The organism is Saccharothrix ecbatanensis, from assembly GCF_014205015.1.
Lineage (GTDB): Bacteria > Actinomycetota > Actinomycetes > Mycobacteriales > Pseudonocardiaceae > Actinosynnema > Actinosynnema ecbatanense.
Window position 1 is genome coordinate 4,891,864 of the sequence record NZ_JACHMO010000001.1, and the last position, 26,975, is coordinate 4,918,838.

Annotated in this window: 22 protein-coding genes and 2 rRNA genes; 8 read left to right on the plus strand and 16 right to left on the minus strand. The window is 68.9% G+C overall.

Annotation, left to right across the window (positions count from 1 at the left end; all coding sequences use genetic code 11):
- Positions 1 to 21 precede the first annotated feature (21 nt).
- The gene (locus tag F4560_RS20215; protein WP_184922180.1) at positions 22 to 417 is read left to right on the plus strand and encodes a hypothetical protein; all 396 of its coding nucleotides are present in this window, start codon (positions 22 to 24) and stop codon (positions 415 to 417) included.
- A 122-nt stretch (positions 418 to 539) separates the two neighbouring features.
- Positions 540 to 2,669: a transglycosylase domain-containing protein gene (locus tag F4560_RS20220; protein ID WP_246477855.1), complete on the plus strand. Its 2,130-nt coding sequence runs from the start codon at positions 540 to 542 to the stop codon at positions 2,667 to 2,669.
- A gap of 14 nt (positions 2,670 to 2,683) precedes the next feature.
- On the opposite strand, the gene F4560_RS20225 is transcribed toward F4560_RS20220, so the two are convergent.
- Both F4560_RS20225 and F4560_RS20230 read right to left on the minus strand, forming a co-directional pair.
- Positions 2,684 to 3,844: an MFS transporter gene (locus F4560_RS20225; protein WP_184922182.1), complete on the minus strand. Its 1,161-nt coding sequence runs from the start codon at positions 3,842 to 3,844 to the stop codon at positions 2,684 to 2,686.
- Complete coding sequence (locus tag F4560_RS20230; protein WP_312869380.1) at positions 3,837 to 4,592, minus strand: DeoR/GlpR family DNA-binding transcription regulator; 756 nt, start codon at positions 4,590 to 4,592, stop codon at positions 3,837 to 3,839. Before F4560_RS20230 ends, F4560_RS20225 begins: the two co-directional genes overlap by 8 nt.
- 112 nt (positions 4,593 to 4,704) lie before the next feature.
- On the opposite strand from F4560_RS20230, the gene F4560_RS20235 reads away from it, so the two are divergent.
- On the plus strand, positions 4,705 to 5,445 hold the full coding sequence (locus tag F4560_RS20235) for an SIS domain-containing protein (RefSeq protein WP_184922184.1): 741 nt from the start codon (positions 4,705 to 4,707) through the stop codon (positions 5,443 to 5,445).
- 57 nt (positions 5,446 to 5,502) lie between these two features.
- Positions 5,503 to 7,065, plus strand: coding sequence for a penicillin-binding transpeptidase domain-containing protein (locus tag F4560_RS20240; RefSeq protein ID WP_184922185.1), 1,563 nt, complete (start codon positions 5,503 to 5,505; stop codon positions 7,063 to 7,065).
- A 20-nt stretch (positions 7,066 to 7,085) separates the two neighbouring features.
- Here the strand turns inward: F4560_RS20240 and F4560_RS20245 are convergent, their stop codons facing one another.
- Both F4560_RS20245 and F4560_RS20250 read right to left on the minus strand, forming a co-directional pair.
- The gene (locus F4560_RS20245; RefSeq protein ID WP_184922187.1) at positions 7,086 to 8,981 is read right to left on the minus strand and encodes an ABC transporter ATP-binding protein; all 1,896 of its coding nucleotides are present in this window, start codon (positions 8,979 to 8,981) and stop codon (positions 7,086 to 7,088) included.
- Positions 8,982 to 9,070: 89 nt separating this feature from the next.
- Positions 9,071 to 9,385 (minus strand): acyl-CoA-like ligand-binding transcription factor, encoded by a 315-nt coding sequence (locus F4560_RS20250; RefSeq protein WP_312869381.1) that lies wholly within the window; start codon positions 9,383 to 9,385, stop codon positions 9,071 to 9,073.
- Positions 9,386 to 9,511: 126 nt separating this feature from the next.
- Between F4560_RS20250 and F4560_RS20255 the strand changes: the two genes are divergently transcribed.
- Complete coding sequence (locus F4560_RS20255; protein ID WP_312869859.1) at positions 9,512 to 9,757, plus strand: nitroreductase/quinone reductase family protein; 246 nt, start codon at positions 9,512 to 9,514, stop codon at positions 9,755 to 9,757.
- Positions 9,758 to 9,868: 111 nt separating this feature from the next.
- Here F4560_RS20255 and F4560_RS20260 read toward each other — a convergent pair whose 3' ends face one another.
- From F4560_RS20260 to F4560_RS20270, 3 genes are all read right to left on the minus strand, one after another.
- Positions 9,869 to 10,678 (minus strand): enoyl-CoA hydratase/isomerase family protein, encoded by an 810-nt coding sequence (locus F4560_RS20260; RefSeq protein ID WP_184922188.1) that lies wholly within the window; start codon positions 10,676 to 10,678, stop codon positions 9,869 to 9,871.
- Between the two features lie 66 nt (positions 10,679 to 10,744).
- Entirely contained in the window at positions 10,745 to 10,954 is a 210-nt protein-coding gene (locus F4560_RS20265) for a helix-turn-helix domain-containing protein (RefSeq protein WP_015103570.1), read from the minus strand.
- Positions 10,955 to 11,131: 177 nt separating this feature from the next.
- Positions 11,132 to 12,760 carry an ABC-F family ATP-binding cassette domain-containing protein gene (locus F4560_RS20270; RefSeq protein ID WP_184922189.1) on the minus strand — a complete coding sequence of 543 codons (1,629 nt, stop codon included), beginning with the start codon at positions 12,758 to 12,760 and terminating at the stop codon, positions 11,132 to 11,134.
- A 152-nt stretch (positions 12,761 to 12,912) separates the two neighbouring features.
- Between F4560_RS20270 and F4560_RS20275 the strand changes: the two genes are divergently transcribed.
- A complete protein-coding gene (locus F4560_RS20275) occupies positions 12,913 to 13,686 on the plus strand; it encodes an SDR family oxidoreductase (RefSeq protein WP_184922190.1) in 774 nt (257 codons plus the stop codon).
- A gap of 610 nt (positions 13,687 to 14,296) precedes the next feature.
- Here F4560_RS20275 and F4560_RS20280 read toward each other — a convergent pair.
- The 5 genes from F4560_RS20280 to F4560_RS20300 form a co-directional block, all read right to left on the minus strand.
- Positions 14,297 to 14,767, minus strand: coding sequence for a hypothetical protein (locus tag F4560_RS20280; protein WP_184929749.1), 471 nt, complete (start codon positions 14,765 to 14,767; stop codon positions 14,297 to 14,299).
- Positions 14,760 to 15,275 (minus strand): SigE family RNA polymerase sigma factor, encoded by a 516-nt coding sequence (locus F4560_RS20285; protein ID WP_184922191.1) that lies wholly within the window; start codon positions 15,273 to 15,275, stop codon positions 14,760 to 14,762. Before F4560_RS20285 ends, F4560_RS20280 begins: the two co-directional genes overlap by 8 nt.
- Before the next feature lie 4 nt (positions 15,276 to 15,279).
- Positions 15,280 to 15,711, minus strand: coding sequence for a hypothetical protein (locus F4560_RS20290; RefSeq protein WP_184922192.1), 432 nt, complete (start codon positions 15,709 to 15,711; stop codon positions 15,280 to 15,282).
- Positions 15,712 to 15,792: 81 nt separating this feature from the next.
- On the minus strand, positions 15,793 to 16,476 hold the full coding sequence (locus F4560_RS20295; RefSeq protein WP_184922193.1) for an acVLRF1 family peptidyl-tRNA hydrolase: 684 nt from the start codon (positions 16,474 to 16,476) through the stop codon (positions 15,793 to 15,795).
- On the minus strand, positions 16,473 to 17,060 hold the full coding sequence (locus tag F4560_RS20300) for a hypothetical protein (RefSeq protein ID WP_312869382.1): 588 nt from the start codon (positions 17,058 to 17,060) through the stop codon (positions 16,473 to 16,475). Before F4560_RS20300 ends, F4560_RS20295 begins: the two co-directional genes overlap by 4 nt.
- 298 nt (positions 17,061 to 17,358) lie before the next feature.
- On the opposite strand from F4560_RS20300, the gene F4560_RS20305 reads away from it, so the two are divergent.
- The gene (locus tag F4560_RS20305) at positions 17,359 to 18,336 is read left to right on the plus strand and encodes a helix-turn-helix domain-containing protein (protein ID WP_184922194.1); all 978 of its coding nucleotides are present in this window, start codon (positions 17,359 to 17,361) and stop codon (positions 18,334 to 18,336) included.
- Between the two features lie 61 nt (positions 18,337 to 18,397).
- Here the strand turns inward: F4560_RS20305 and F4560_RS20310 are convergent, their stop codons facing one another.
- On the minus strand, positions 18,398 to 21,187 hold the full coding sequence (locus F4560_RS20310; RefSeq protein ID WP_312869383.1) for a S8 family serine peptidase: 2,790 nt from the start codon (positions 21,185 to 21,187) through the stop codon (positions 18,398 to 18,400).
- 144 nt (positions 21,188 to 21,331) lie between these two features.
- Positions 21,332 to 22,897, minus strand: a complete 1,566-nt coding sequence (locus F4560_RS20315; protein ID WP_184922196.1) for a deoxyguanosinetriphosphate triphosphohydrolase family protein — start codon at positions 22,895 to 22,897, stop codon at positions 21,332 to 21,334.
- Between the two features lie 66 nt (positions 22,898 to 22,963).
- On the opposite strand from F4560_RS20315, the gene F4560_RS20320 reads away from it, so the two are divergent.
- Positions 22,964 to 23,410 carry a hypothetical protein gene (locus F4560_RS20320; protein ID WP_184922197.1) on the plus strand — a complete coding sequence of 149 codons (447 nt, stop codon included), beginning with the start codon at positions 22,964 to 22,966 and terminating at the stop codon, positions 23,408 to 23,410.
- Between the two features lie 67 nt (positions 23,411 to 23,477).
- Here the strand turns inward: F4560_RS20320 and rrf are convergent.
- Positions 23,478 to 23,594 (minus strand): 5S ribosomal RNA (rrf, locus tag F4560_RS20325).
- Between the two features lie 117 nt (positions 23,595 to 23,711).
- Positions 23,712 to 26,793, minus strand: a 23S ribosomal RNA gene (locus F4560_RS20330).
- Between the last annotated feature and the right edge of the window lie 182 nt (positions 26,794 to 26,975).

The following is a 26,975-nucleotide window of genomic DNA, read 5'->3' on the forward strand; positions in this document are numbered from 1 at the left end:
ACGCATCGGAAGGTGGGAACCATGAGCTCGACCCAAGTGGACTGGGAGCCGTTCATCGAGTCGCTGCACGAGGCGGCCGGACTGTGGGACCGCGGCCTCGCGTGCCGGGCCAGCCGGTGCGACCTCGACGCGGAGGTCGACGCCGACCCGCCGCGGGTCGTGCCGATCACCGAGGCGGAGGCGGAGCGGCTGATGAGGGCCGTGGCCTTCCTCGCCCGCCGGCTGAGCGTCGCCGCCGAGTGCGTCGTCTACGTGACGGCCGAGTCGCGGCTGGAACCGGCCATGGGCAACCCGGAGGCGGAGGCCGACGCGCTGTCGCTGACCGCGCTGCACGCCGCCGCCATGCGGCACGCGGCCGATCTGGCCAGCGCCGCGTTCACCCGCACCGACCACACCGACCGTTTTCACGCTGCGTGAATTCGTTCACGATCGGGTGAACAAAGCCGGGTTAAACGTCGGGGCGCTATTATCCGTACGTTACAGTGAACCCGGTTCCGCGGGCCCTTTCGGCCGGCCGCCCGAGCGTAACGTCAATGGTCATGCGAACCGCGTGCCTCGCCAAACTCGCCGGCCTCTGCCTGGTGGCCGGGCTGCTGCTCGCCGGAATGGCGATGCCGGTCGTCGGCGCGGCCGGCCTGCTCTCCAACAGGATGAGCGACCACGTCGCCGCGACGTCGGTCAACCTGCTCGACACGCTGCCGCCGCTGATGACGACCATCACGGACAAGGACGGCGTGCCGTTCGCGTACCTCTACGACCAGTACCGCGTGCTGACCCCGCCGGACAAGCTCGCGCAGGTGATGAAGGACGCCCTGATCTCCGCCGAGGACCGCCGGTTCTACGAGCACAAGGGCGTCGACTGGCTGGCCACCATCCGGGCCGCGTTCCGCAACCAGTCCGAGGGCCAGATCTCCCAGGGCGCGTCGACCATCACGCAGCAGTACGTGAAGAACCACCTGGTGCACGTGCAGGAACGGGAGAACGTGGCCGGGCAGAAGGCGGCCCAGGAGCAGACGATCGCCCGCAAGCTGCGCGAGGCCCGGATCGCGATGCACCTGGAGAACCAGCTGAGCAAGGACGAGATCCTGTCGCGCTACCTGGACGTGGTGCCGTTCGGCGGCACGGTCTTCGGCATCGCCGCCGCGTCGCAGGCCTACTTCGAGACCACGCCGGACAAGCTGACCGTGCCGCAGGCCGCGATGCTCGCCGGACTGGTCAACAGCCCGACGTTCCTCGACCCGGAGGCCCGGCCGGACAAGGCGATCGAGCGGCGGAACATGGTCATCGACCTGATGGTGGAGAACGCCAAGCTGTCCCCCGAGCAGGCCGAGGCGCACAAGCGCTCGCCGCTCGGCCTGGCCACCCCCGTGCGACCGCTGCCCACCGGGTGCGTCGGCGCCGGGCCGGACTTCGGGTTCTACTGCTCGTTCGTGGTGAACCACCTGACCCGCACCGGGTACACGCTGAACGAGCTGAAGGTCGGCGGCTACACGATCCGGACGAACCTGGACCGGGCGCTCACGCAGCAGGCGAAGTTGGCGGCCGAGGCGCAGGTGCCGAAGACGACGCCGGGCATCGCGAACACGGCGGCGGTCGTGAAGCCGGGCAAGGAGCGGCACGAGGTCGCGGCGGTGGTGTCGAACCGCGATTACGGGCTCGACCAGGCGAAGTTCCAGACGCAGTTCGACCTGCCGACCGCGGTGGAGAACAAGTTCGGCGCGGGGTCGGTGTACAAGGTGTTCACGGCCGCCGCGGCGTTGGAGAAGGGGTACGGGATCGAGACGGTCGTCGACTCCCCGTTCCACCACACGTCAAGGGTGTTCCGCGGTGGGGCGCCGTCGTGTCCGGGCACCGGCGAGCCGTACACGTACTGGTACTGCCTGCGAAACCACAACTCCAGCTACCCGCCCCGGATGACGTTGAAGCAGGCGTTGGCGACGTCGCCGAACACGGCGTTCGTGATCCTGGAGGAGAAGGTCGGGTTGGACGCGGTGGTCGACATGGCGTCCAGGTTGGGCATGCGGGACACGATGGCGACGAACATCGCGGGCGTGCCGCCGGACAAGAAGTCGAAGCAGAAGGAACTGCGGGTGACGCAGTCCGAGTTCTTCAAGTCGGCCGGGAACGCGTCGTTCACGTTGAGCCCCGCGCCGACGAGCACGTTGGAGCTGGCGAACGTGGCGGCGACGCTGATGTCGGGCGGCAAGTGGTGCCAGCCGTCGCCCGTGGACGCGATCCTGGACCGGTACGGGAAGCCGGTGCAGCTGACCGAGCCGCCGTGCGAGCAGGTGGTGGACGAGGCGTTGGCGAACGCCCTGGCGGTGGGGTTGAGCGAGGACGACCAGGGCCAGGGCACGGCCGCGGCGGCGGCGAAGCAGTTCGGGTGGACGCGGCCGGCGTTGGGCAAGACGGGGACGACGGAGGAGTACAAGTCCGCGGCGTTCCTGGGTGCGACGCCCGATTACGCCGGCGCCGTGCAGGTGTTCAACGACAGCACCTCTCCGTCCGGTATCTGCGTCAACGCCGGGCCGCCGCGGTTGTGCGGCGAAGGCGACATCTACGGCGGCACGCTGCCCGCGCGGACGTGGTTCGACTTCATGTCGAAGGCACACGCCAACCTGCCGGAGAAACCGTTGCCGCCAGTGGAACCGCGCTACATCGGACCGTGATCAGGCGGACGTGATCAGGCGGACGGGCGACCGCCGAGCGACCGTGCGCCCAGGACCACGCCCAGGCACAGGACGGGCAGCACAGCCAGCGCCCAGGTCTGCGAACTCGCGTGCGAGAGCAGCCCGATCAGCGCGGGACCGAGCAGGAACCCGGCCCAGCCCGCCGTCGCCACACCCGCGATCGCCTGCGCGGCATGGGCGTCGGACTGCGCCGCCGCCGCGCTGAACGCCACTGGGACGATGCACGCCAGCCCCAGCCCGAACGCGCCGAACCCGGCCAGCGCGACCCAGAACTCCCCCACCACCAGCGCCACCGCCATGCCCACCGCACCGACCGCCGCGAGGCCGCCGACGACGCGGGCCGGGCCGAAGCGCACCACCCACCGGTCACCCATCACCCGGCCCACGAACATCAGCGCCGCGAACACCGCGTAACCCCACGCCGCGCGATTCGCCGGCACCCCGACGGTTTCCCGCAGGTACAGCGCCGCCCAGTCGCCCACCGCACCCTCGCACAGCAGCCCGGCGAACATGATCGCGCCCAGCAGCAACACCCGCTTGTCCCGCCACGGCAACCCGAGCCGGTGCTCGTCCACCGAGTGGTCGTCACCCAGCATCGCCCTGGTCAACGGGAACGCGAGCAGCAGCACCAGCCCGGTCACGACGAACATCTGCGTGGTCAGGTCCAGCCCCACGGCGATCGCCACCGCGCCCAACCCCACCCCGACGAACCCGCCGAAGCTCCACCACGCGTGGAAGCTCGACAGGATCGGCCGGCCGTACCCCCGCTCGACCGCGATGCCCTGCGAGTTCATCGCCACGTCCAGCGCGCCCTGGAACCCGCCCCACACCGCCAATCCCACGAACAACGCCCACGGTTCCCACGCCAAGCCCAACAACGGCGACGCCAGGCCGTACCCGACGAACACGCCCAGCACGACCCGCCGGCTACCCCAGCGCGCCACCCACCCGCCGACCAGCAGCATCGCGGCGACCGAACCCACCGGCGCGCCGAGCAGCGTCAACCCCAGCGTGCCGTCGTTCAGCTCCAGCCGGTCCTTCACCGCCGGGATGTGCGGCGTCCACGCGGCGAACACGGCGGCGTGCACGGCGAACACGATCGCCGTCGCCACCCGCGCCCGACGGGCCGGAGCCCTCACTGCGACGTCAGACAAGCCGCACCTCCACGCCGGCTTCCCTCAGCAGTGCCACCTCGTCCTCCGGAGCGTCCGAATCGGTGACCAGGACGTCGATGTCCTCCACCGGGCATACCCGCCCGAACGCGGTCCGCCCGAATTTCGAGCTGTCGATCGCGGCGACGACCCGTGCCGACGCCTCGACAGCGGCCTTCTTCACCGCGCCCTCGGCGAGGTCGTGCGCCGACACACCGTTGCGGGCGCTCAGACCACAACTACCGAGCACCATCGTGTCGAACCGCATCACCTGGAACGCGTGCTCGGTCAGCGGCCCCACGAACGCCAGCTCACCGGGCCGGACGTCGCCACCCGGCAACACCAGCCGCACCTGCCCGCCGCCCCGCAGCACGTCCGCCGAGTGCAGGGACAGCGGCAGCACGGTCAGCCGCCGGTCGGCCAGCCGCCGCGCCACCTCCAGCGTGGTGCTGCCGCCGTCGAGCACGACCGTCTCGCCGTCGTCCACCAGGTCCGCGACCGCCGCGCCGATCCGCCGCTTGGCCTCCAACCGCTGACGGGAGCGCGCCGCGTACGGGGTCTCCTCACCCGTCAACATCCCGACCGCCGCACCGCGAACGCGCCGCAGCAGCCCTTCCCGCTCCAACACGTCGAGGTCGCGCCGCACGGTCATCTCCGAAGCGCCCACCAGTTGCGCCAGGACGCCGACGGCCACCCGCTCGCCACCCCGCAGGCGCTGGAGGATCTTCTCGTGCCGCCAAGCAACATCCATGGTGTTCATCTGAACATCCGGCGTGTTCAAACGTCAACACCCTGGCAACTGGTGGGACTATCCGGTAGGACTTGGCGTGCGACAGGTTGGTATAGACCACTGGAGGGTCCGCATGACGATCGAGACGGTGACCGACTCCGACTACGGCGACGTCGTGCGCACCCACCTGACCAGAGTGGAGCAGCACAACGCCGCCGCACTGGACGACGTCGCGGAACTGGTGCTGGCCAGCGTGCGCGCAGACGGCATGGTGCTCACCGCGGGCGCCGGCCACTCCCTCGCCGCCGTCGCCGAGACGTTCTACCGCGCGGGCGGCCTGGCGTGCGTCCGACCGGTCTACCACCCGGAACTGCTACCGATGCACGGCGCGGTCAGCAGCACGTCCGCCGAACGCCGTTCCGGCCTGGCCGCCGAGGTCCTGCGCGAAGCCCACTTGGCCGCGCACGATGTGCTGTTCGTGTTCTCCACCTCGGGCGTGAACCCGTACCCGGTCGAACTGGCCGTGCTCGCGGCCGACGCCGGCTGCCCCGTGGTCGCTGTGACCTCGGTCGCGGCGAGCGCGCTCGCACCGCGCCGGGCGGGCACGACGCTCGCCGAGAACGCGACCGTGGTGCTGGACAACATGGTCCCGCCCGGTGACGCCACCTACCCGCCGGACAACCCCGTCACCGCCGCCGTGTCCACGCTGGCGACGACGTTCCTGTGGAACCTGCTGATGGTGCGGCTGTTCGACAAGGCCGCCGAGGCGGGCGTGCCGCTGCCGCTGTGGCGCAGCGCGAACGTCGAGGGCGGCGACACGGCCAACGCGGACCTGCTCCGCAAGTACCAGACGAGGGTGCCGCAGCTCGGCTGATCGTTCACGAAATCTCCACACGTTCGCGTTAGCCTCCGACTCAAGGGGGTTCTATTCGTGAACACGAGAACAAAGCGCTGGGTGCTGGCCGTCGGGGGCGTCGCCACGGTCGGGATCATCGTCGCGGGGTCGTTGGCGCTGTGGTCGGGCGACGAACCGAAGGCCGAGGAGAGACCGGCACGGGTGCCGCCGGGGACCGTCGCCCAGCAGTTCGCCAGCGCGTTGATGTCCGGCCAGGCGGGACAGGCGGGGGTGTTCACCGACGCGTCGGAGGTGGCGGCTCCCGTCATCACCCGCACGCGGCAGGGAATGCCGGGCGCGACCGTCCACGTCCAGCTCGGCCGCAGTCCGCAGGTCCCCGAAGGGACCACGACCAGCTCGATCGACGCGAACGTCACGTGGACGCTGCCCGGCGGCGTGCCGCTGAAGTACCCGGTCAAGATCGAGATGCGGCTGGTGGACGACAACTGGAAGGTCCACTGGTCGCCGATCTTGCTGCACCCGCAGCTCACCGAGGGCCAGAGCCTGGCCTACACCACGACGTCCGGTGACGGCGCCCTGCTCGACCGGGCCGGCCAACCGGTGCCGCCGGGCTTCGCGCCCGCGGTGACCGGGTCGGTCGTGCAGAGCGTCGGGTCGCTGGCAGGCACGCCCGGCTGGCAGGTCGCCGTGGTCGACGCGGCGGGCACTCCCGTCACGGTGTTGCAGGAGCAGAAGCCCTTCGTCAAGCAGTCGATGACGCTCACCCTCGACCCGAAGGTCCAGGCCGCCGCCGAGGCCGCGGTCGACCAGTTGCCGCAGGCGGCGATGGTGGTCGCGATCCAGCCGTCGACCGGCGAGATCCTGGCGGTGGCGCAGAACGCCGTCGGCGCGGCGCGTCCGCTCGTGGACTACTACGAGCCGGGTTCGACGTTCAAGGTCGTCACCGCCACGGCGGCGATGACCGGTGGCCTGGCGACCATCGACACGCCCGTGGCGTGTCCGGGCAAGGAGACCATCGGCACCCGGACGATCACCAACGAGGACTCGTTCGAGCTGGGCACGGTGACGTTCCGCCGGGCGTTCGCGGCGTCGTGCAACACGAGCTTCGGCCGGTTGGCGGCGACCCTGCCCACGTCGGCGTTGCCGAACGCGGCCGGCTACTTCGGGCTGACGTCGGACTTCACGGTCGCGGGCGTCACCACGAACACCGGCCAGATTCCCGAGCCCGCGCCGGGGGCGGCGCAGGTGGAGGCGGCGATCGGCCAGGGCACGATCAGGACGACGCCGTTCGGCATGGCTTTGGTGGCGGCCACGGTCGCGCAGGGCCGCACGCCGGTGCCGCGGTTGATCCGGGAGATCGAGACCGAGGGCGTCCAGCCGCCGGCGTTGCCCGGTGGGGTCGCCGGGGCGCTGCGGTCGATGATGAGCGACGTCGTCACCGGCGGCACGGCGCGCGAGTTGGCCGGGTACGGCGGCGTGCGCGGCAAGACCGGAACCGCCCAGTTCGGCGACGGCACCCGTTCGCACGGGTGGTTCATCGGCTATCGCGGTGACCTGGCGTTCTCGGTGTTGGTGGTGGAAGGCGGGTCGTCCAAGGCCGCGGTCGCCGCCACCGGCACGTTCCTCTCGGGTCTCTAGACAGGTCTCCAGGCGGGTCTTTAGACGGCGGCGGGAGTCTCCAGATCTTCGTCGTCCCGGGTGGGCGCTTCGTCGAACTGCGTGTGGTACAGATCGGCGTAGCGTCCCCCGGCCGCCAGGAGTTCCGTGTGCGTGCCGCGTTCCACCACCTGTCCGGCCTCGACGACGAGGATCTGGTCCGCCGCACGGACCGTGGACAACCGGTGCGCGATCACCAGCGCGGTCCGGCCGCGCAACGCCTCGGTCAACGCGACCTGCACCGCGGCCTCGGACTCCGAGTCGAGGTGGGCGGTCGCCTCATCGAGGATGACCACGCGTGGCCGGGCGAGCAGCAGGCGGGCGATCGTCAGCCGCTGCCGTTCACCGCCGGAGAGCCGGTAACCGCGCTCCCCCACCACCGTTTCGAGGCCGTCGGGCAGCGACTGGACCAGCTCTTCCAGACGTGCGCGGCGCAGTGCGTCCCACAGTTCTTCTTCGGTGGCCTCGGGTCGCGGGTAGGTCAGGTTCGCGCGGATCGTGTCGTGGAACAGGTGGCCGTCCTGCGTCACCACGCCCACGGCTCCGCGCAGCGACTCGAACGACACCTCACGAACGTCCACATCGGACAGTCGGACCGTGCCGCCCTCCACGTCGTACAGTCGCGGCACGAGCGAGGCGATGGTCGACTTGCCCGCGCCCGACGACCCGACGAGTGCCACCAGCTGGCCAGGCTCGGCCCGGAAGCTGATGCCGTGCAACACTTCCTCGCCACCACGTGCGTCCAAAGTGGCCACTGATTCCAGTGAGGCGAGCGACACCTTGTCCGCCGACGGGTAGCCGAACCGCACGTCCTCGAACTCCACCGACACCGGCCCGTCCGGCACGCGGCGCGGCTGCTCCGGCTCGGCGATCATCGGCTTCAGGTCCAGCACCTCGAAGACCCGCTCGAACGACACCAGCGCGGTCATCACGTCGACGCGCGCGTTGGCCAGGGCGGTGAGCGGCGAGTACAGGCGGGACAGCAGCAGCGCGAGCGACACGACCGTGCCGGCGGCGAGGCTGCCGGTGAGCGCCAGGTAGCCGCCGAGGCCGTAGACGAGGGCCTGGGCGAGCGCCGACACCAGCGTCAGGCCGGTCATGAACCAGCGGGTGGCCATCGCCGTGCGGACGCCGATGTCGCGGACGCGCGCGGCCCGGTCGGCGAACTCGTCCACCTCGGCACGCGGTCGGCCGAACAGCTTCACCAGCGTCGCGCCGGGCGCGGAGAACCGTTCGGTCATCTGGGTCGTCATGCCCGCGTTCAGCGTCGCGGCCTCGCGCTGGAGGTCCGCCATCCGGGTGCCCATCCGCCGCGCGGGCAGGATGAACACCGGGAGAAGCAGGAGGGCGAGAGCCGTCACCTGCCACGAAAGGGTGAACATCACGGCGAGGGACAGCCCGAGCTGGATCACGTTGGTGACCACGCCGGACAGGGTCGAGGTGAACGCCCGCTGCGCGCCGATCACGTCGTTGTTCAGCCGGCTCACCAACGCGCCCGTGCGCGTGCGGGTGAAGAAGGCCACCGGCATCCGCTGCACGTGCTCGTACACCGCGCGGCGCAGGTCGAAGATCAGACCTTCCCCGATCTGCGACGACTGCCAGCGCTCGACCAGGCCGAGCGCCGCGTCCAGGATCGCGATCCCCGCGATCGCCACCGCGAGCCACACCACCACGGACACGTCCCGACCGCCGACGATCGCGTCCACCACCCGCCCCGCGAGCACCGGCGTGCTCACCGCGAGCACCGCCGACACCACCGTGAGCAGCAGGAACACGACCAACTTCGGCCGGTGGGGGCCGGCGAACGCCAACACCCGCCGGAACGTCCCGCGCCGCACCCCGCCGGGTGCGTCCGACGCCTGCATCGCGCTGCGCATCAAACCCCAGTTACCGTCCACGACAGACAGCAACGCCGGCGGAGTGCGTGACGTTCCCGTTTCACGCGCGCAAGTGCACATCGTGACCACATGCGCGCGTGAGGTTCGGACTAGCTCGGGGCGGCCGGGTAGTCGAGGCCCGCGGACAGCAGGTCGAACGCCTGGCCGATCAGCTCGGAGTCCGGCGCGTCACGGCCGGTGGCCCGCCACGCGGTGACCGCCGTCTGCACCGCGCACAGCACGACCGAGGCCACCAGGTGCGGCCGCGGGTCGGTGGCCGGGTCGACCCCCATCCGGGCGCCGATCAGCCGCGCGACCTCGTCCAGCCGGACCGCGCCCCGCTCGACGGACGCCGCCATCAGCGCCGGGCTGACCGAGACCAGGTCCCGCATCCGCTGGTAGCAGGCCCGGTCGAGGCCGCTCACCCTCACCCTCAGCCTCGGCCTCGTAGTCCCAGGCGCCCCCGTGCTGCTGCTCAACCACGTCTGCCGCAAGTCCGGACAGGCCGAACCAACCCGCTGATCTACCTCGACGACGCGCCCCGCCTGGTCATCGTCGCGTCGAAGGGCGGCACGGACGCCAACCCGGCGTGGTTCCACAACCTGATGGCGATGGCGACCACCGAGGTGGAACTGCCCGGCGGCGAACGTCGCCACGTCCGGCCGCGCGTCGCGGAGGGCGACGAGCGTGCGGCGCTGTGGGAACGACTGGTCGCGGTCTACCAGCCTCACGCGACCTATGCGACCCACACTGAACGGCAGATCCCGGTGGTCGTCCTGGATCCCGCCACCGCGTAAAGCCGACCGCCGCCAGTGCCGACCGCCGCCGGCCCAGGAACGTGATCAGCCCTGGGCGCCGTCAGTCTCGGGCGCTGTCCGTCTTGGGGCGTGGGCCGGTTCCAGCTCGCTCTAGAGTCCGGCGAGCGTGCTCAGCTCGGTCATCCGACGAAGCTGGGCTTCGCGTTCGGCCCGCAACTGCTCCTGCTCGCTCGCACCGTCCGCCGCCGACGCCAGCAGCGCCAACGTCTCGCGCACCGCGCCCGGCAGGGGTCGGAGGAGTTGGGCGACGAGGTCGTCGACCGCCGCGTCCAGCCCGTCCCCGGGCACCACGGCGTTGGCAAGGCCGATCCGCAGCGCCTCGTCCGCGTCCACCCACCGCCCGGTCAGGCAGATTTCAGCCGCGCGGGAGTACCCGACCAGCCGCACCAGGGGCAGCGTGCCGCCGAGGTCGGGCACCAGGCCGAGTGACGTCTCGGCCATGCGGAACTTGACGTCGTCGGTGGCCACGCGGAAGTCGCACGCGAGGGCGAGTTGGAAGCCCGCACCGATCGCATGCCCGCGCACCGCGGCGATCGTCACCCGATCGGGATCGCGCAGCCAGCGGAACCCCTCTTGGAAGTCCGCGATCCGCGCCGCACCCTCGACCGGGCCCAGGCGGGTGATCTCCGCCAGACCCGGTTCGCCCTCCAGCGGGGGTCCGGCGAACATCTGCCGGTGCAGCCCCGCGGAGAAGGCACGACCGGAACCCCGGACGACCACCACGCGGACGTCCGGGCCCAGCTGCTCACCGATCGTCCGCAACGCCACCCAGGTCGACGGCGTCTGTGCGTTGAGCACGTCGGGACGATCGAGCGTGATCGTCGCGCGCGGTCCGTCCACGACGAGCCGCACGCCTCCGCGTTTCAGCAGGCCGGCGTCGATGGTCGTCGGTGCCGACATGCGTGAGCCTCCGGGTTTCGTCAGGCGTCGTCTCTCCTCGACACCGTGTGGTTACCGGAGGGTAGCTTACTTCTTCTTCGTGCGGGTGGCGCCACCGCGACCGCGCAGCTGCACACCGGACTCGCTGAGCACCCGGTGCACGAAGCCGTAGGAGCGTCCGGTGGACTCGGCCAACGCCCGGATGCTCGCGCCCTTTTCGTACTTCTTCTTCAGGTCAGCGGCCAGCTTGTCCCGCGTGGCGCCGGTGATCCGGGCGCCCTTCTTCAGGTCAGCCACCTTGTCCCGCCTTCCGTAGACAGCAGGTCGGGCCTTCGAAAGCCCCTGTCGTCGCAATGATCGAACACGAAGACCAAGAACGCCAGGTGATCAAGCGAAAAGATCGGCGAGCGGTCGTTCGATCACAGAGAGTCGATCAAAGCTCACGTTGCGGGCCAGGCGGTGGAAACCGTTGGCTCAGGCCAACTGCACGAGTTCCAGGTACTCCTGGGACCAGTGATCCTCGGTCCCGTCGGGCAGCAGGATCACCCGCTCGGGCTCAAGGGCCTCCACCGCACCGGCGTCGTGCGTGACGAGCACGACGGCCCCCTCGTAGCGGCGCAGCGCGTCGAGCACCTGCTCGCGGCTGGCCGGGTCGAGGTTGTTGGTCGGCTCGTCCAGCAGCAGCACGTTCGCCGCGCTCGACACCAGCCCGGCCAGCGCCAACCGGGTCTTCTCGCCGCCCGACAGGGTGCCCGCGGGTTGTTCCAGCTGCTCACCGCTGAACAGGAACGTGCCGAGCAGCGACCGCAGCTGCTGCTCCGGCGTGTCCGGCGCGGCGTGTCGGATGTTCTGCCAGACCGTGGCCTCGTGGTCGAGCGTCTCGTGCTCCTGCGCGAAGTACCCCAGCTTGAGGCCGTGACCTGCGATGACCTCGCCGCTGTCCGCGCGCTCCATCGAGCCGATCAGGCGCAGCAGCGTCGTCTTGCCCGCGCCGTTCAGGCCGAGGATGACCACCCGCGAACCGCGGTCGATGGCCAGGTCGACACCGCTGAAGACCTCCAGCGAGCCGTACGACTTGCTCAGGCCCTCCGCGGTCAACGGCGTCCGGCCGCACGTGGCGGGCTGCGGGAAGCGGATCTTGGCGACCTTGTCCGCCTGGCGGGTGTCCTCCAGGCCGGAGAGCAGCTTCTCGGCACGGCGGGCCATGTTCTGCGCGGCGACGGCCTTGGTGGCCTTCGCGCGCATCTTGTCCGCCTGCGCCATCAGCGCGCCGGCCTTCTTCTCCGCGTTCGCACGCTCACGGCGACGGCGCTTCTCGTCGGCGGAGCGCGCTTCGAGGTACTTCTTCCAGCCCATGTTGTAGATGTCGACCTCGCCGCGCGTCGCGTCGAGGAACCACACCTTGTTCACCACGTCCTCGATCAGCTCGACGTCGTGGCTGATCACGACCAGACCGCCCTCGTGGGACTTGAGGAACCCGCGCAGCCACGCGATCGAGTCCGCGTCGAGGTGGTTCGTCGGCTCGTCGATCAGCAGGATCGTGCCGGACTTCGCGCCCACGCCGCCCTCGGAGGCGGCGAACAGGATGCGGGCCAGCTCGACGCGGCGGCGCTGGCCGCCGGACAGGGTGCGCAGCGGCTGTGCCAGCACGCGGTCGGCCAGGCCGAGGTTCGCGCAGATCCGGGCGGCTTCGCTCTCGGCCGCGTACCCGCCGAGGGCGGCGAACCGCTCTTCGAGGCGGCCGTACTTGCGCACGGCGTTGTCGAGCTCGGTGTCGTCCACCAGCTCGGCCATCGCGGACTGCATCTTCTCCATGTCGCGGAGCAGCTGGTCCAGGCCTCGGGCGGACAGCACGCGGTCCTTGGCGACGACCGACAGGTCGCCTTCGCGCGGGTCCTGCGGCAGATAGCCGAGCTCGCCGGACCGACGCACCTCGCCCGCGTACGGCTGGCCCTCGCCCGCGAGCACGCGGAGGGAAGTGGTCTTGCCGGCGCCGTTGCGGCCGACGAGGCCGATCCGGTCACCGGCCTGGACGCGCAGGGTGGCGCCGGACAGCAGAATGCGCGAGCCCGCGCGCAACTCGACATCGGTTGCGGTGATCAAGTTTTACTCCGTGGTGTGGTCATGCGAGGTCAACGGCGCGGCTGAGCGCGGGACTACTCGAGCAGGATGACCACCGGGTCAGTCTACTGGGTGGATGCCAACGGATTGACGGTGTGTGTCCACCGGCATACCACCGGCATACATTGCCCGCTATGACTTCGGACTTCACGGGCAGGGCGGCCCTGGTCACGGGCGCCAGTCGGGGCATCGGGCACGGCATCGCGTTGGAGCTGCTGTCACGCGGCGCATCCGTCACGATCACCGCGCGCAAGGCGGAGGCGGTCACGGAGGCGGCGGCCACCCTGGCGTCCACGGCGGGCGTGTCACCCGATCGAGTGTTGGCGGTGCCAGGAAACGCAGGCCGTGCCGACGACCGGGCGGAGGCGGTCGAGCGGACCATGGAGCGGTTCGGGCGGTTGGACGTGCTGGTGAACAACGCCGGTATCAACCCGGTGTTCGGGTCGTTGATGGACGCGGATCTGGATGCCGTGCGGAAGATCTTCGACGTGAACGTGGTGGCTGCCCTGGGGTTCGTGCAGCTGGCGTGGAAGGCGTGGATGGAGGAGCACGGCGGGGCGGTGGTGAACATCGCGTCGGTGGGTGGGATCCGGTCGACCGGGGTGATCGCGGCGTACGGGGCGAGCAAGGCGGCGCTGATCCGGTTGACGGAGGAGCTGGCGTGGCAGCTCGGGCCGAAGGTGCGGGTGAACGCCGTCGCGCCGGCGGTGGTGAAGACGCGTTTCGCGGAGGCGCTGTACACGGGGCGGGAGGAGGAGGCTGCGGCCGGTTATCCGATGAAGCGGCTCGGCACGCCGGAGGACGTCGCGCGGTTGGTGGCGTTCCTGGCTTCGGACGAGGCCGAGTGGATCACCGGGGGGACGGTGCGTGTGGACGGCGGGCTCCTGTCCACCGGCACCGTGGGGTAATCGCCGGCCCGGCCCGGCCGGACGCCGGGGCGCCGATCGCTGCGTCGCCGGATGCCAGGACGGCAACGGCCAGCCGCCAACAGTCGGCCCGACTCAAGCCCGAAACGGCGGGGCTCGCAACTAGCGGGTCCCGCCGTTGACGTGTGCGGGCACGTTCGCACCCACCGAGCGGGCAGACCGCAACTCGGCCGGGCCGGGCAGGCATGCAGGCAGGGCAGACCGGGACCGAACCGCCAGCTCCGACTCGACCCGCAGCAGCTTCAGCGCCACAGCCCAGTTGGACCAGAACGCGCCGGCCCGCGCGCCTGAGCAGCCGCCCGACCGGTCGATCAGCGCCGTGACGACGGCCGCCGCCAGGTAGAGCGGGCAGGCAGGCAGATACGCCGGGCGGGCGGGCAGGCCGGGCCGGGCGGGCAGGGCCAGGCGGGCAGGGCCAGGCGGGCAGGCCAGGCCAGGCCAGGCGGGCAGGGCAGGCAGGGCTGCTCGATGGGTGCGGCCAGGCGAGGGTGAGCGGGCTGGGTGGTTCTGGCGAAGTCCGGCGGGCCTGCGAAGGGCGAAGGGGCGGTCGGCAGGTGGGTGTGTGTAGGCCGGTGTGCGGGTGTGTGGCGGGCTAGTTGGGGGCGGTGGTTTGTAGGGGTTGGTGGGTCGTAGTGATGGTGGGGTCGTGGGTGGTGGGGGTGGTGGTGGTTGTGGGTCTTGGGCCGGTCGTGCTGGTTATGGGGGGTGGTGGGCTCGTTGTCGTTCTCGGGGGGCCGGCGGTCGTGGAGGTGGCGCCGTTCGGTTCGGTGCTGCGTGGGCTGGTCGGGATCCCGGTCGTGGTGCTGGTGGTGGTAGTAGTGCTGCCGGGAGCTGGAGGGCCGGCGGGGCTGTCGTGGTCCTGGTCCGGGGACTGGTTCAGGGCGATGGCGACCACCACGGCCACCATCGCCGCGGTACCGGCGCCGGTCGCGCCTACCGCGTAGGCACGGCGGCGGCGTTTCAGGCTGACGCCCCGGTGGACGATGTCCATCGCACCGAACGTGCGTGGCAGCGGCTGGATGTTCAGTTCCTCGAACGTCTTCTTCAGTTCGTCCTCAAGCACCGCGCGACACCTCCTGCCACAACGCGCCGAACTCCTGTCCCAGCCTCTGCCGCAACACCTTGAGGCCACGGCTCGTGTTGCTCTTCACCGTCCCCACCGAGCAACCGAGCGCCTCCGCCGTCTCCTCCACCCCCAGGTCGTGCCAGTACCGCAGCACGAGCGTCGCCCGCTGCTTCGCGGGCACGGCCCGCAGCGCCTGCCACACCACCAGCTTGTCCTCGCTCAACGACCCCGCCACCGGCACCTCCGGCAGCACGTCGGTGAGCTTCTCCCGTTTCCACCGCACCCGACGCCGCTCCGCCAGGAACGTGCGCACCACGATCTGCCGGAGGTAGGCGTCCAGCCCTCCCTGCTGCACCAACCTCGGCCCGGCCAGGTAGAGCTTGAGGAACGCGGACTGCACCACGTCTTCGGCCTCGTGGTGATTGCCGCACAACAAGAACGCGGTGAAGCGCATCGAGTCGGCACACCGGTCGAAGTGGTGGGTGAACTCCGCGTTCCAGCTCACGCCGTCAGCGCCTCGTGGTGACCGTCGTCGTGGGCGGCGCTTGCCATGTCGTCGTCAACGTGGGCAGCGGCGCGCCGGGCGACGTCGTCACCGTCGGGCGCGGAACGGGATCCGCCGGGGTCGTGGTGACCGTGACCGGCGGCGGCCAGGCGATCGGAGGCAACGGGGGCGACGTGGCGATGGAGGTCGGCATCGGACGCGTCGTCTCGATCGACGTCACGGGAGGCGACGTCAGGGGAGGCGACGTCAGGGGAGGCGACGTCACCGGAGCAGACGTCACGGGAGGCGACGTGGCGATCGACGTGGTGGTGGTCGGTGCGACCGTGGTGGACGGGGGCGCCTCGTCGCCACCGCCGGACGCCAACGCCGGCACCGCCACGGCGACACCGCCGAGCAGGATGGCCCCGACCGCCACTACGAGTCGTTTGCGCAGCAAGACTGCTCCTCGGGTTCGTGAGGCCACCGGTGGTCGGTGCCCTCTCACCCTTAGAAATGCGGTCGGGGTGCCGCGGGGTTGTCACGAGTTTTCCGGGAGTTCCCGGACGACGACCTCCACCGCGCGGGCACGGACCGCGGCCTCGTCCAGCACCGCCCGCCGGGGCTCCGGCACGTCCAGCACCCGCGGTGACGCCAGGGCGAACACCTCGTCCAGCCGACGGTCACCCCGAAGGGCGTCCAACGCCTGACGGTCACCACCGAGCACGACCGCGTCCAGCTCACCCACCCGCGCCGCCAACACCCGCACCGCGTCGTCCGCCGCGGCCTGGAGGGCGACCCGCGCCTGCCCCTCCCGCCGCCGCGCGAACCGCTGCTGAGACCACCCGCCGGCCTTGTTACGCCCGTGCACCTGACGACTGTCCGTAGTCGACACGAGGACCACGCCGTCCTGCGCGATCCCGATGCTGTGCCCGCCGAGCCGCACCAACAGCAGCCCGATCCGACGCGGGGCGAACGCGTAAAGAAGCAACGGACCCAGCTCCAGCCCAGAAAACTGTTCACCCGAACGGGTGAATTCTCCAAAGGCCGGCGAGACCGAAACCTCGGCCTCGTCCGCCGCTGTGACCAGGAGGAGATCGGGCTCCACCGACGTGGACACCACCCCGCCGTGCCGGGCGCCGAACCGCGAGAACCACCCTTCCAGGCGTTCCGGCGGCACCTCGACCGCCCGCCCACCACCGGCGACCGGGCGGATCCGACTCATGCCGGCGCGACCGCCGGCGCCACCGCGACCCACACCGGCAGCGGATGCCCGCATTCGGCGGGCGACAGCCGCTGCACCGCGCCGAACCCGGCGTCGGCCAGCGAAGCGGAGACCTGTTCGGGCGACAGCACGCGATGCCGGGTGGACACGGTGTTCCCCACCTCCCACGTCTCCGCGCCGCGCACCAGCTGCACGACCTCCAGCGCATAGGACTCGCCGTCGGCCGCCCAGTCCCACAGCTGCACCGTCACCTGCCGGTCCTGGCCACGCCCGGACACCTTCGGCGGTGGCGCGGTGGGCCGCAGCCGGCCGAGCTTGTCCAGCTCGGGCACCGCGGCGACGAACAGGCCACCGGGCCGCAACGCCTGCCGCGCGAGCACCAGCGCCTGGTCGAGCGCGTTCTCGTGGGCCAACCGGGGCAGCAGGTCGTCACCCGCGCGGACCACGTCCACCGGCGGCCCTCCGTGGTGGCGCACGACGTCCAGCAGGTCGATCACCACGTGGTGGCCGGTGCCCAAGACGGCGGAGGCGACCTCCGTCAGCGGGTCCTCCGGCAGCGGCACGAGGTCCTGGGCGGCGGTCACCCCGGACACAGTAGGGCCAACGGATCAGTGGCCGCCAACGGCCCGCGCGCCCCGGTGGGGCGTGCCCGCCGAGCCCCGAAGGTCCCGCCGCCACACCCCCGAAGAAGCCGTTGCACAATGTTACCGACGGGTTTACAAAGGGGGGAGCCAGGATGTTCACCACTTGACAGAACGATGCCCATCCCAGTGAACTCGTAACCCGTATGGCCCAACCAATGACTCCACCTGGAAGGCACCAACGCCCTGCGTTGGCGGGTAGGGTCACTGGGGCGTGATCTCATGACAGCGGGGAGTCACAATGACCAACGCTGCCGGTCGACCCAACCTGTCCGTCGACGAACTCGACTCGACGGGCCACGGCAGTCTTGCGCAGCTTCTCACCACGGGACCGTTTCCCGAGGCGCTGAGAGCTGCGATCAAAGCAAGCAGGCTGAGTCTCGACCGCATCCAGCACCGGCTCGCGCTGCGCGGGGTCACCATCAGCGTCGCGACCCTGAGCTACTGGCAATCCGGCCGCCGCCGACCCGAACGACCGGAGTCGTTGGAGGCCCTGCGTCACCTGGAGACAGTCCTCGGCGTGCCTCAGGCAGGCCTGTCCGCGCTGCTCGGCCCACCGCGTCCGCGCGGCAGGCGGTCGCGCCCGACGACGATGATGCCGATCGACGCCCTGTGGGAGCGCCGCGAGCGGGTGGCGAACCTGCTCACGCAGGTGGACACGTCCTCGGACGTGAAGCTCGGCCGGATCAGCCAGCACGACCGGATCGAGATCGCCGCGGACGGCGGTCAGCGCTCGGTGTGGGTGCGCCAGATCCTGCGCGCCGAGCAGGACGGCCCCGACCGGTGGGCGCTGGTGTTCGAGACCGAGCAGGCCGACGTGCTGCCGCAGGTGGTCAACCTGCGCAACTGCCACCTCGGGCGCGTGGTCGAGGACACCGAGGTCAACATCATGGCCGCGGAGATGATGTTCGACAGGCCCCTGGCCAGGGGCGAGACCATCATCATGGAGTACCAGCTGCTGTTCGCCGAGGGCCACTACCCGGCGGGCAACAACTCGTTCACCCGCAAGTTCCGGCTGCCGGTGCGCGAGTACGTGATCGAGGTGCGGTTCGACCAGTCGAACCTGCCCGCGCGCTGCCAGCAGTTCAGCCTGCCCGCCGGTGACGACACGCCGTCGCGTCGGCGCAACCTGGCGCTGGACAACGCCGGTGGCGTGCACGCGGTGGCGCTCGGGTTCGGCCCCGGCGTGTTCGGCATCCGCTGGGAGTGGCCCAAGTAACACGTTACGAAAAAGGCCCCGGGAGCGTGCTCCCGGGGCCTTTTCACGCACAAACGATCACTCAGACGTAACCGTTGATCTTCAACGAGACCGAGCGCAGCGAACCGCGGTCGGACGAGGCCGCGTCCACGACCTTGAACGTCCACGTGCCGTCCACCGGCTCGGTGAGCAGCGCGCTCAACGGAGTGGTCGGCCGCCAAGTGCCCGTGAACGGCGCCAACGCGCTGGTCACCGACGAGAACGGCCGCTCGGCCGAGTCGTCGAACACGACCTGGCACAGGTTGTTGCCGCCCGCGCCGTTGCGCTGGAACACCGTCGCCGTCGCGCCGGACGGCGAGGTCAGCGTGCCGACCAGGTCACCGACGAACGTGTGGTCGATGCCGACCGTGGTCGCGCCGGTGGTCGAGCTGCACGTGTCACCGTCGATCGACAACGCGATCCGCGAGCCGCGGCCGACGTCGCTGACCGGGATCTCCACCGTCACGCCGAGCGCGCTGTTGTCCGGGATGGCCACGACCGGGCCGCCGTACGCGAACGTCTTCGAGTCACGGGACGGCTCGCCGACCGTGAGCGTGAACGCGCTCGTCGTCGGTGACGTGGACCCGGCGAAGGTCACCCGCGCGTCCAACTTGACCGCCGTGCCGACCGTCGCCGTGGCGGGCACGCTCACCTTGAACGTGTTCGTCACGGTCTGGCCGACCTCGACGTTGCCGTAGTACTTCGACCGCGGCGCGATCGTCACGCCCGCGGTGGGCGTGGTGAGCACGAGGCTGGTCGACGACGCCGTGCCGTCACCCGAGTTGACCACCGGCACGGTGACCGTGGCCGTGGTGCCCGGCTTGAGGTACTGGCTGCCGTCGCTGTCGTTGACCACGGACGGCTTCGCCGCCTTCGCCAACGGCTGCGGCGACGCGCCGGTGTAGGCGAGCACCAGGTCGGCGCGCACGACACCCGCGCCGGTGCGGTTGTCCACACCGGTCTCGGCGATGTCGATCGCGGTGGCGGTCATCGCCTCACGGACCTCGGCCGGCGACAGGCCCGGGTTGCCGGACAGCACCAGGCCCGCGATGGCCGCGGCGTTCGGCGCGGACGCCGACGTGCCGAAGAACGGGTTGAACCCGGCCACGCTGGTCTGCACACCGTCCGCCGCGGTCAGGTCTGGCTTCTGCCGGACCTCCTCGCTCGGCGTGCCGTCGGGCGCGAAGAACACCCGGCGCGGACCGTCGGACGTGAACCGCTCGGGCGCCTGCGTGCCGTCGTACGCGTTCGGGAACGGCCCGCGCGGGTTGGCCGGGTCACCCGGCTCCAGGTCGAACGGCAGCGGGTTGTTCGCCGGGGCCGCCGCGACGCTGATCGCGCCCTTGGCCGCCGAGTGCCCGCGGGTCACGCCGGACGTCGCGAACTTCTTGAGCCCGTCGGCGGAATCCTTGAACCGACCGCCCAGCGCGGACAGCGACAGGTACTTGTCCTCACCGCGGAACTTCACCACGGCCAGCCGCAGCCCGAACGCGGTCGCCGGCGTGTCCAGCCGCTCGTACGGGTCCTGCGTGCCGTCCTGCACGCTCTGGCTGAACGCCACCACGTTGCCCTGCGCGTTCGCCAGGTACAGGTCGTAGTCGTTGAACGACGACGTCAGCGGATCGGACCAGAACAACGTCACCGGGACGTTGCCCGAGCTCTCCGACAGCGGGTTGAACACCTGCTTCGAGTCCGGCGACGGGTTGAAGTCGTGCGCGCTGCCGGCGAACTTGCCGACACCGACACCCGAGTCGACGAACCGGCCCTCCCAGTGGCCGGACGTGCCGTCCGCGACGTTGCCCTCGTTGCCCGCGGAGGAGAAGAACAGCGCGCCGTCGGCGGTCACCGCGTCCACGGCCCGCGCGATCACGCCGTCCTGGAACGGCGACTCGTTGAAGTACAGGACGTCGTCCACGATGACGTCGCAGCCCAGCCGGAAGCGCAGGCCGCGGATGTTGTCGGCGAAGCTCGCGTCACCGTTGAACGCGGTCGCGAAGCCGAGGCTGGCGTTCGGCGCGATGTCGTGCAGGATCTCCAACATCGCCGTGCCCTCGTTGCCGGAGCCCTCCTGACCGGGAAGGATCTCCACGCCGGCGGGCAGTTCACCGGCGGTCTGCGACAGGGCGATCGAGTCGACGCCGTCGGACAACGCGCACAGCTTCACGCCGGTGCCGGTGACGCGGAAGTCGTCACGCGCGGTGTCGGCGGCGTGCGCCCGGTCGCCCTCACCGGTGCGGATCGCCTGCGGCGCGATCAAAGCCTCGCGGGTGCGGGCCTCGATCTCCTTGGCCTTGTCCTCCTTGGAGGGCGCCGGATCGGCCTTGCGGTCCTGCTTGTGGAACGTCTTCGCCTCGACCGCGGTCTCGACGCGACGGACGTCGTCGCGCGCCGAGAGCTTGGCGAGCGAGTCGAGCGGCACTTGGGCCCGAACCGTCGCGCCTTCGGTGGAGACGGAACGGACACCGCCGCCCGTGGCCAGCACTGCGTCGACCAGCTCATCGGTGACCTTGTGCGCGCGGATGTCCACCAGGACGGTGTTTCCGCTGTGGACCTTCACGCCCGTCTGGAGCGCGGGAAGCTTCTTGAACGTGCCGGCGTTCACCCGGCGGCGCTGCTCGACCACGAGCGCGCTGTCCATTTTGGACTCTGCTCCGGAGAGCGACTTCTTGATGTCCTGGAGGGCGGCGATCTGAGCCGCGGTGTTGGCCTCGATGCCCTTGGCGGCCTTGGGCGGATCGGCGGAAGCGGGCGACACCACGCCCAGGGCTAACAGTGCCGCGGCACCCGCCGCGAGCAGGGCGTTTCTTCGGAAACGAAGTTTCGGTGAGCGCACAGGCGTCTCCCCCAGTTGGGCGTGCCCCCGACGCACGCAGCCACTCGGTCTGGAATCTTCGACCGAGGGGTCAACGTATTGCGCACGCCCAAGTACCGTCTGCCACCGTTCGGCCTACTCCTCAGACGGCTGTCCCATCACAATTCACAGTACGAACGCATCTGTCCACAGCTGACCGGTTCGTCCGGACAGTGCGTCGAGCAGCGCCGCGGCCTGGTTGTCGGTGAGCGAGGCGATGAAGTCGACCACCGCCCGGCCGCGCGCCAGTGCCCGAACGGCGTCCGGTCCGGTCGGCGTCTCACCCGTGGCGCCGACCAACATCGACGGGTCGGTCCGAGCGATCACCGCGTACTCGGCGCCCGCCAACTCGACCAGGTCGTGCAACCGGCGCGGCAGCCGGTTCGCCTCGTGCCGGTCCGTGACCCACTGCTCCAACGCCTCGACCAGTGCGGTGAGCAGCCGGGCCTGACCGCGTTGGTGCAGCGCGAGGTCCGGGCGCAGGAGCACGAACCGGCGGTGCACGAACTTCAGCACCTGCACCTCGTGCCACTGCGGCACGGCCAGCACCACGTGCCCGGAACGCGTCGTGGGCTCCTCGATCACGGCGACCGCGTCGACCAGGCGACGGGTCCAGCGGGCAGAGAACCCGGCCACGGCCTGCTCGGCCTCCACCGAACCGTCGAACCGGACCGCCAGCAGGCCGTCGACCAGCTCGCTGCGGACCTTCGCCACGGCGTGCGCGAACGCGCCGTCGTCCACGGCCCACGAGTCCTTGGCGTGCAGGCGGCGGCGCAGGGTTTCCAGTGAACGTCCTGGCTGCCGTTCCTGGGCGGCTAGGTCGGCGGCGCTCAGACCGGCCAACTCCACGGCGTTGTCCAGCCACGTGTTCAGCTCGGCGGACACAGTGGCGTGCTGGAGCACCCCCACGCGGTGGAAGTCCTCCAGGTCGTGGATGGCGTAGGCGATGTCGTCGGCGGTGTCCATGACGGACGCCTCGACCGTCTGCTGCCACGGCTCCAACCGGCCCGTGTAGAACGTGCGCGACTGCACGACGTCGTCGAGTTCCGTGACGTAGGCGGAGAACTTGCTCGAACCGGTGCCCGGCGCGTCGGTGGGTTCGGCCGCGCCCCGCGGCGGTGCCGCCATGTCCTTGGGGTGCGGTCGGGGATACGACAGGCGCGTCCACGGGTACTTGAGCATCGCCGCGCGCACTGCCACGGTGAGGTCGAGCCCCACCGCCGCCGGGCCGCGCACGTCCGTCGTGGTGACGATGCGGAACGACTGGGCGTTGCCCTCGAACCCGTCGGACAGGCCGAACCGGTGCCGGGCCAGTCGGTCCAGGACCTGCTCGCCGAGGTGCCCGAACGGCGGGTGGCCCAGGTCGTGGGCCAGCGAGGCCGCCTCCACCACGTCCGGGTCGCAGCCGCCGAGCTTGTCGAGCAGGTTGGCGAGGTCGGGGCGGGCGTTGAGTCGTTCGGCGATGGCGCGGGCGGCTTGGGCCACTTTGAGGCTGTGCGTGAGGCGGTTGTGCACCAGGAGGCCCGAGCCGGTCGAGCTGACGACCTGCGTGACGCCGCCGAGGCGGGCGAAGAACGGCGAGCTCGCGACCCTGTCCCGGTCGACCCGGTACGGGTTCGTGGCGAGGTCGGCTTGGACGGCGTTCCCGCCGGAACGTCGCTGCGTCCTGGGATCGGCGTGCTCCTGCTGCATGAGCAGAACCTAACCGCACCGGCCACGCCCGGCGCGTAACCGGGCTGTCGATAACATCGTGACGCCATGAGTGACGACGTCCTCTCCGTCATCCCGACCGATCCGCACTGGCAGCCGGACCAGGCAGCCGCCGATCGGGCCGCCCGAGTGGTGGCCGGTCTGGAGGACGTGCGCATCGACGTCACCTGGCACGACGTGCTCACCGTGGTGGACTGCGGCGCCAACCTGGAGCAGATCGAATGCGACCTGTGCGGCGGGTCGATCCCGGTGGAGTGGTGGGGTGACCTGCTCGAAGCCCACTGCGACAGCGGCTTCCCGACGCTGGACGTCGAGGTTCCGTGCTGTGGTGGCAACACGTCGTTGGACGCGCTGCGCTACGACTGGCCGTGCGGGTTCGCCCGGTTCGAGATCACGGTGTGGAATCCCGAGCGCCTCTGGCTCAGCGATGCCGAGTTGTCCACGCTGGCCGAGGCGTTGGGACAGCCCGTCCGTCAGATCCGGGCTCACCTCTGAGGTGCTGGAACGCAAAAAAGCCTTCAGGGGCACTCGCATTAAACGAGTGCCCCTGAAGGCGAAGTATGTTCGGCGGCGTCCTACTCTCCCACACCCTCACGAGTGCAGTACCATCGGCGCTGGAAGGCTTAACTACCGGGTTCGGAATGGGACCGGGTGTTCCCCAACCGCTATGACCACCGAAACACTATGAAATTACCAACCCGTAGGCACCCGACCCACCGCCGACAACAATCGTCGTGGTGGACCTGGTGGTCCGGTTCGGTTCTTTCAGAACCGCACAGTGGATGCGTAGCGTCTTCATGACAAGTCCTCGGCCTATTAGTACCGGTCAACTCCAGCCGTTACCGACCTTCCATCTCCGGCCTATCAACCCAATGGTCTGTTGGGGGCCTTAACCCACAAAGGGGTGGGATACCTCATCTAGGAACAGGCTTCCCGCTTAGATGCTTTCAGCGGTTATCCCTTCCGAACGTAGCCAACCAGCAATGCCCTTGGCAGGACAACTGGCACACCAGAGGTCCGTCCGTCCCGGTCCTCTCGTACTAGGGACAGCCTTCCGCAAGTATCCTACGCGCGCGGCGGATAGGGACCGAACTGTCTCACGACGTTCTAAACCCAGCTCGCGTACCGCTTTAATGGGCGAACAGCCCAACCCTTGGGACCTACTCCAGCCCCAGGATGCGACGAGCCGACATCGAGGTGCCAAACCATGCCGTCGATATGGACTCTTGGGCAAGATCAGCCTGTTATCCCCGGGGTACCTTTTATCCGTTGAGCGACCACGCTTCCACAAGCCATGGCCGGATCACTAGTTCCGACTTTCGTCCCTGCTCGACCTGTCGGTCTCACAGTCAAGCTCCCTTGTGCACTTGCACTCGACACCTGATTGCCAACCAGGCTGAGGGAACCTTTGAGCGCCTCCGTTACCCTTTGGGAGGCAACCGCCCCAGTTAAACTACCCACCAGGCACTGTCCCTGATCCGGATCACGGACCGAGGTTAGACATCCAGTACGACCAGAGTGGTATTTCAACGACGACTCCACACTGACTGGCGTCAGCGCTTCACAGTCTCCCACCTATCCTACACAAGCCGAACCGAACACCAATACCAAGCTATAGTAAAGGTCCCGGGGTCTTTCCGTCCTGCCGCGCGTAACGAGCATCTTTACTCGTAATGCAATTTCGCCGGGCCTGTGGTTGAGACAGTCGAGAAGTCGTTACGCCATTCGTGCAGGTCGGAACTTACCCGACAAGGAATTTCGCTACCTTAGGATGGTTATAGTTACCACCGCCGTTTACTGGCGCTTAAGTTCTCAGCTTCGCCCCGAAAGACTAACCGGTCCCCTTAACGTTCCAGCACCGGGCAGGCGTCAGTCCGTATACATCGTCTTGCGACTTCGCACGGACCTGTGTTTTTAGTAAACAGTCGCTTCTCGCTGGTCTCTGCGGCCGAAAAATCCTAGCCCGCAAGGGGCTTCAAATCCCTCGGCCCCCCTTCTCCCGAAGTTACGGGGGCATTTTGCCGAGTTCCTTAACCACAGTTCGCCCGATCGCCTCGGTATTCTCTACCTGACCACCTGTGTCGGTTTGGGGTACGGGCCGCATGAACACTCACTAGAGGCTTTTCTCGGCAGCATGGGATCACTCTACTTCGCCTCAATCGGCTATGCATCACGTCTCAGCCTTAATGCAGCACGGATTTGCCTATGCTACGGCCTACACGCTTACACCAGTACTACCACTCACTGGCGGAGCTACCCTCCTGCGTCACCCCATCGCTTGACTACTACAAGTTCAGGTCCCGCGCTCCACGTCACCCCACTCCCGAAGGAGTAGGATGGGCTTCGGGCGGTTAGTATCACAAGGTTCGCCATGGGCGCGTTCACACGGGTACGGGAATATCAACCCGTTGTCCATCGACTACGCCTGTCGGCCTCGCCTTAGGTCCCGACTTACCCTGGGCGGATTAGCCTGGCCCAGGAACCCTTGGTCATCCGGCGGACGAGTTTCTCACTCGTCTTTCGCTACTCATGCCTGCATTCTCACTCGTCCAGCCTCCACACCTGGATCACTCCGGCGCTTCAATGGCTGAACGACGCTCCCCTACCCATCCCAGCGTTACACTGAAATGACACGGCTTCGGCGGTGTGCTTGAGCCCCGCTACATTGTCGGCGCAGGACCACTTGACCAGTGAGCTATTACGCACTCTTTAAAGGGTGGCTGCTTCTAAGCCAACCTCCTGGTTGTCTGGGCGACCCCACATCCTTTCCCACTTAGCACACACTTAGGGGCCTTAGCCGGCGTTCTGGGCTGTTTCCCTCTCGACTACGAAGCTTATCCCCCGCAGTCTCACTGCCGCGCTCTCACGTACCGGCATTCGGAGTTTGGTTGATTTCGGTAAGCTTGTGGGCCCCCTAGACCATCCAGTGCTCTACCTCCGGCACGAAACACACGACGCTGCACCTAAATGCATTTCGGGGAGAACCAGCTATCACGGAGTTTGATTGGCCTTTCACCCCTAACCACAGCTCATCCCCCAGGTTTTCAACCCTGGTGGGTTCGGGCCTCCACGTAGTCTTACCCACGCTTCACCCTGGCCATGGCTAGATCACTCCGCTTCGGGTCTAGACCACGCGACTCAAACGCCCTATTCGGACTCGCTTTCGCTACGGCTACCCCACACGGGTTAACCTCGCCACGCAGCACTAACTCGCAGGCTCATTCTTCAAAAGGCACGCCGTCACCCCTAAAGGCTCCGACGGATTGTAGGCACACGGTTTCAGGTACTATTTCACTCCCCTCCCGGGGTACTTTTCACCTTTCCCTCACGGTACTAGTCCGCTATCGGTCACCAGGTAGTATTTAGGCTTAGCGGGTGGTCCCGCCAGATTCACAGCGAATTTCACGAGTACGCTGCTACTTGGGAACACTGTAAGAAGACGGTGAGTTTTCGCGTACGGGACTTTCACCCTCTACGGCCACGCTTTCCAGACGCATTCCGCTAACGACACCGTTTTATGACTTCTTGTCAGCTCGGCAGAACTGACGAACAGGTCCCACGACCCCGCACACGCAACCCCTGCCGGGTATCACACGAATACGGTTTAGCCTCTTCCGCTTTCGCTCGCCACTACTCACGGAATCACGGTTGTTTTCTCTTCCTGCGGGTACTGAGATGTTTCACTTCCCCGCGTTCCCTCCACACGCCCTATGTGTTCAGGCGTGGGTGACCCCACATGACTGGGGCCGGGTTTCCCCATTCGGATACCCTTGGATCTCAGCTCGGTTGACAGCTCCCCAAGGCTTTTCGCAGTCTCCTACGTCCTTCATCGGCTCCTGGTGCCAAGGCATCCACCGTGTGCCCTTAATAACTTGCCACAAAGATGCTCGCATCCACTGTGCAGTTCTCAAAGAACAACCAGACACCGCCCCACACTGCCCACGCCTACCGGCTACCCGGCGGTTCGCGGACGGAGACCGTCCTGTCGCTTCCTCGCTGAGCAAAACACTGTGCGTGTTCCCTCAGGACCCAACAGCGTGCCGAACAGAAGTCTCGAACC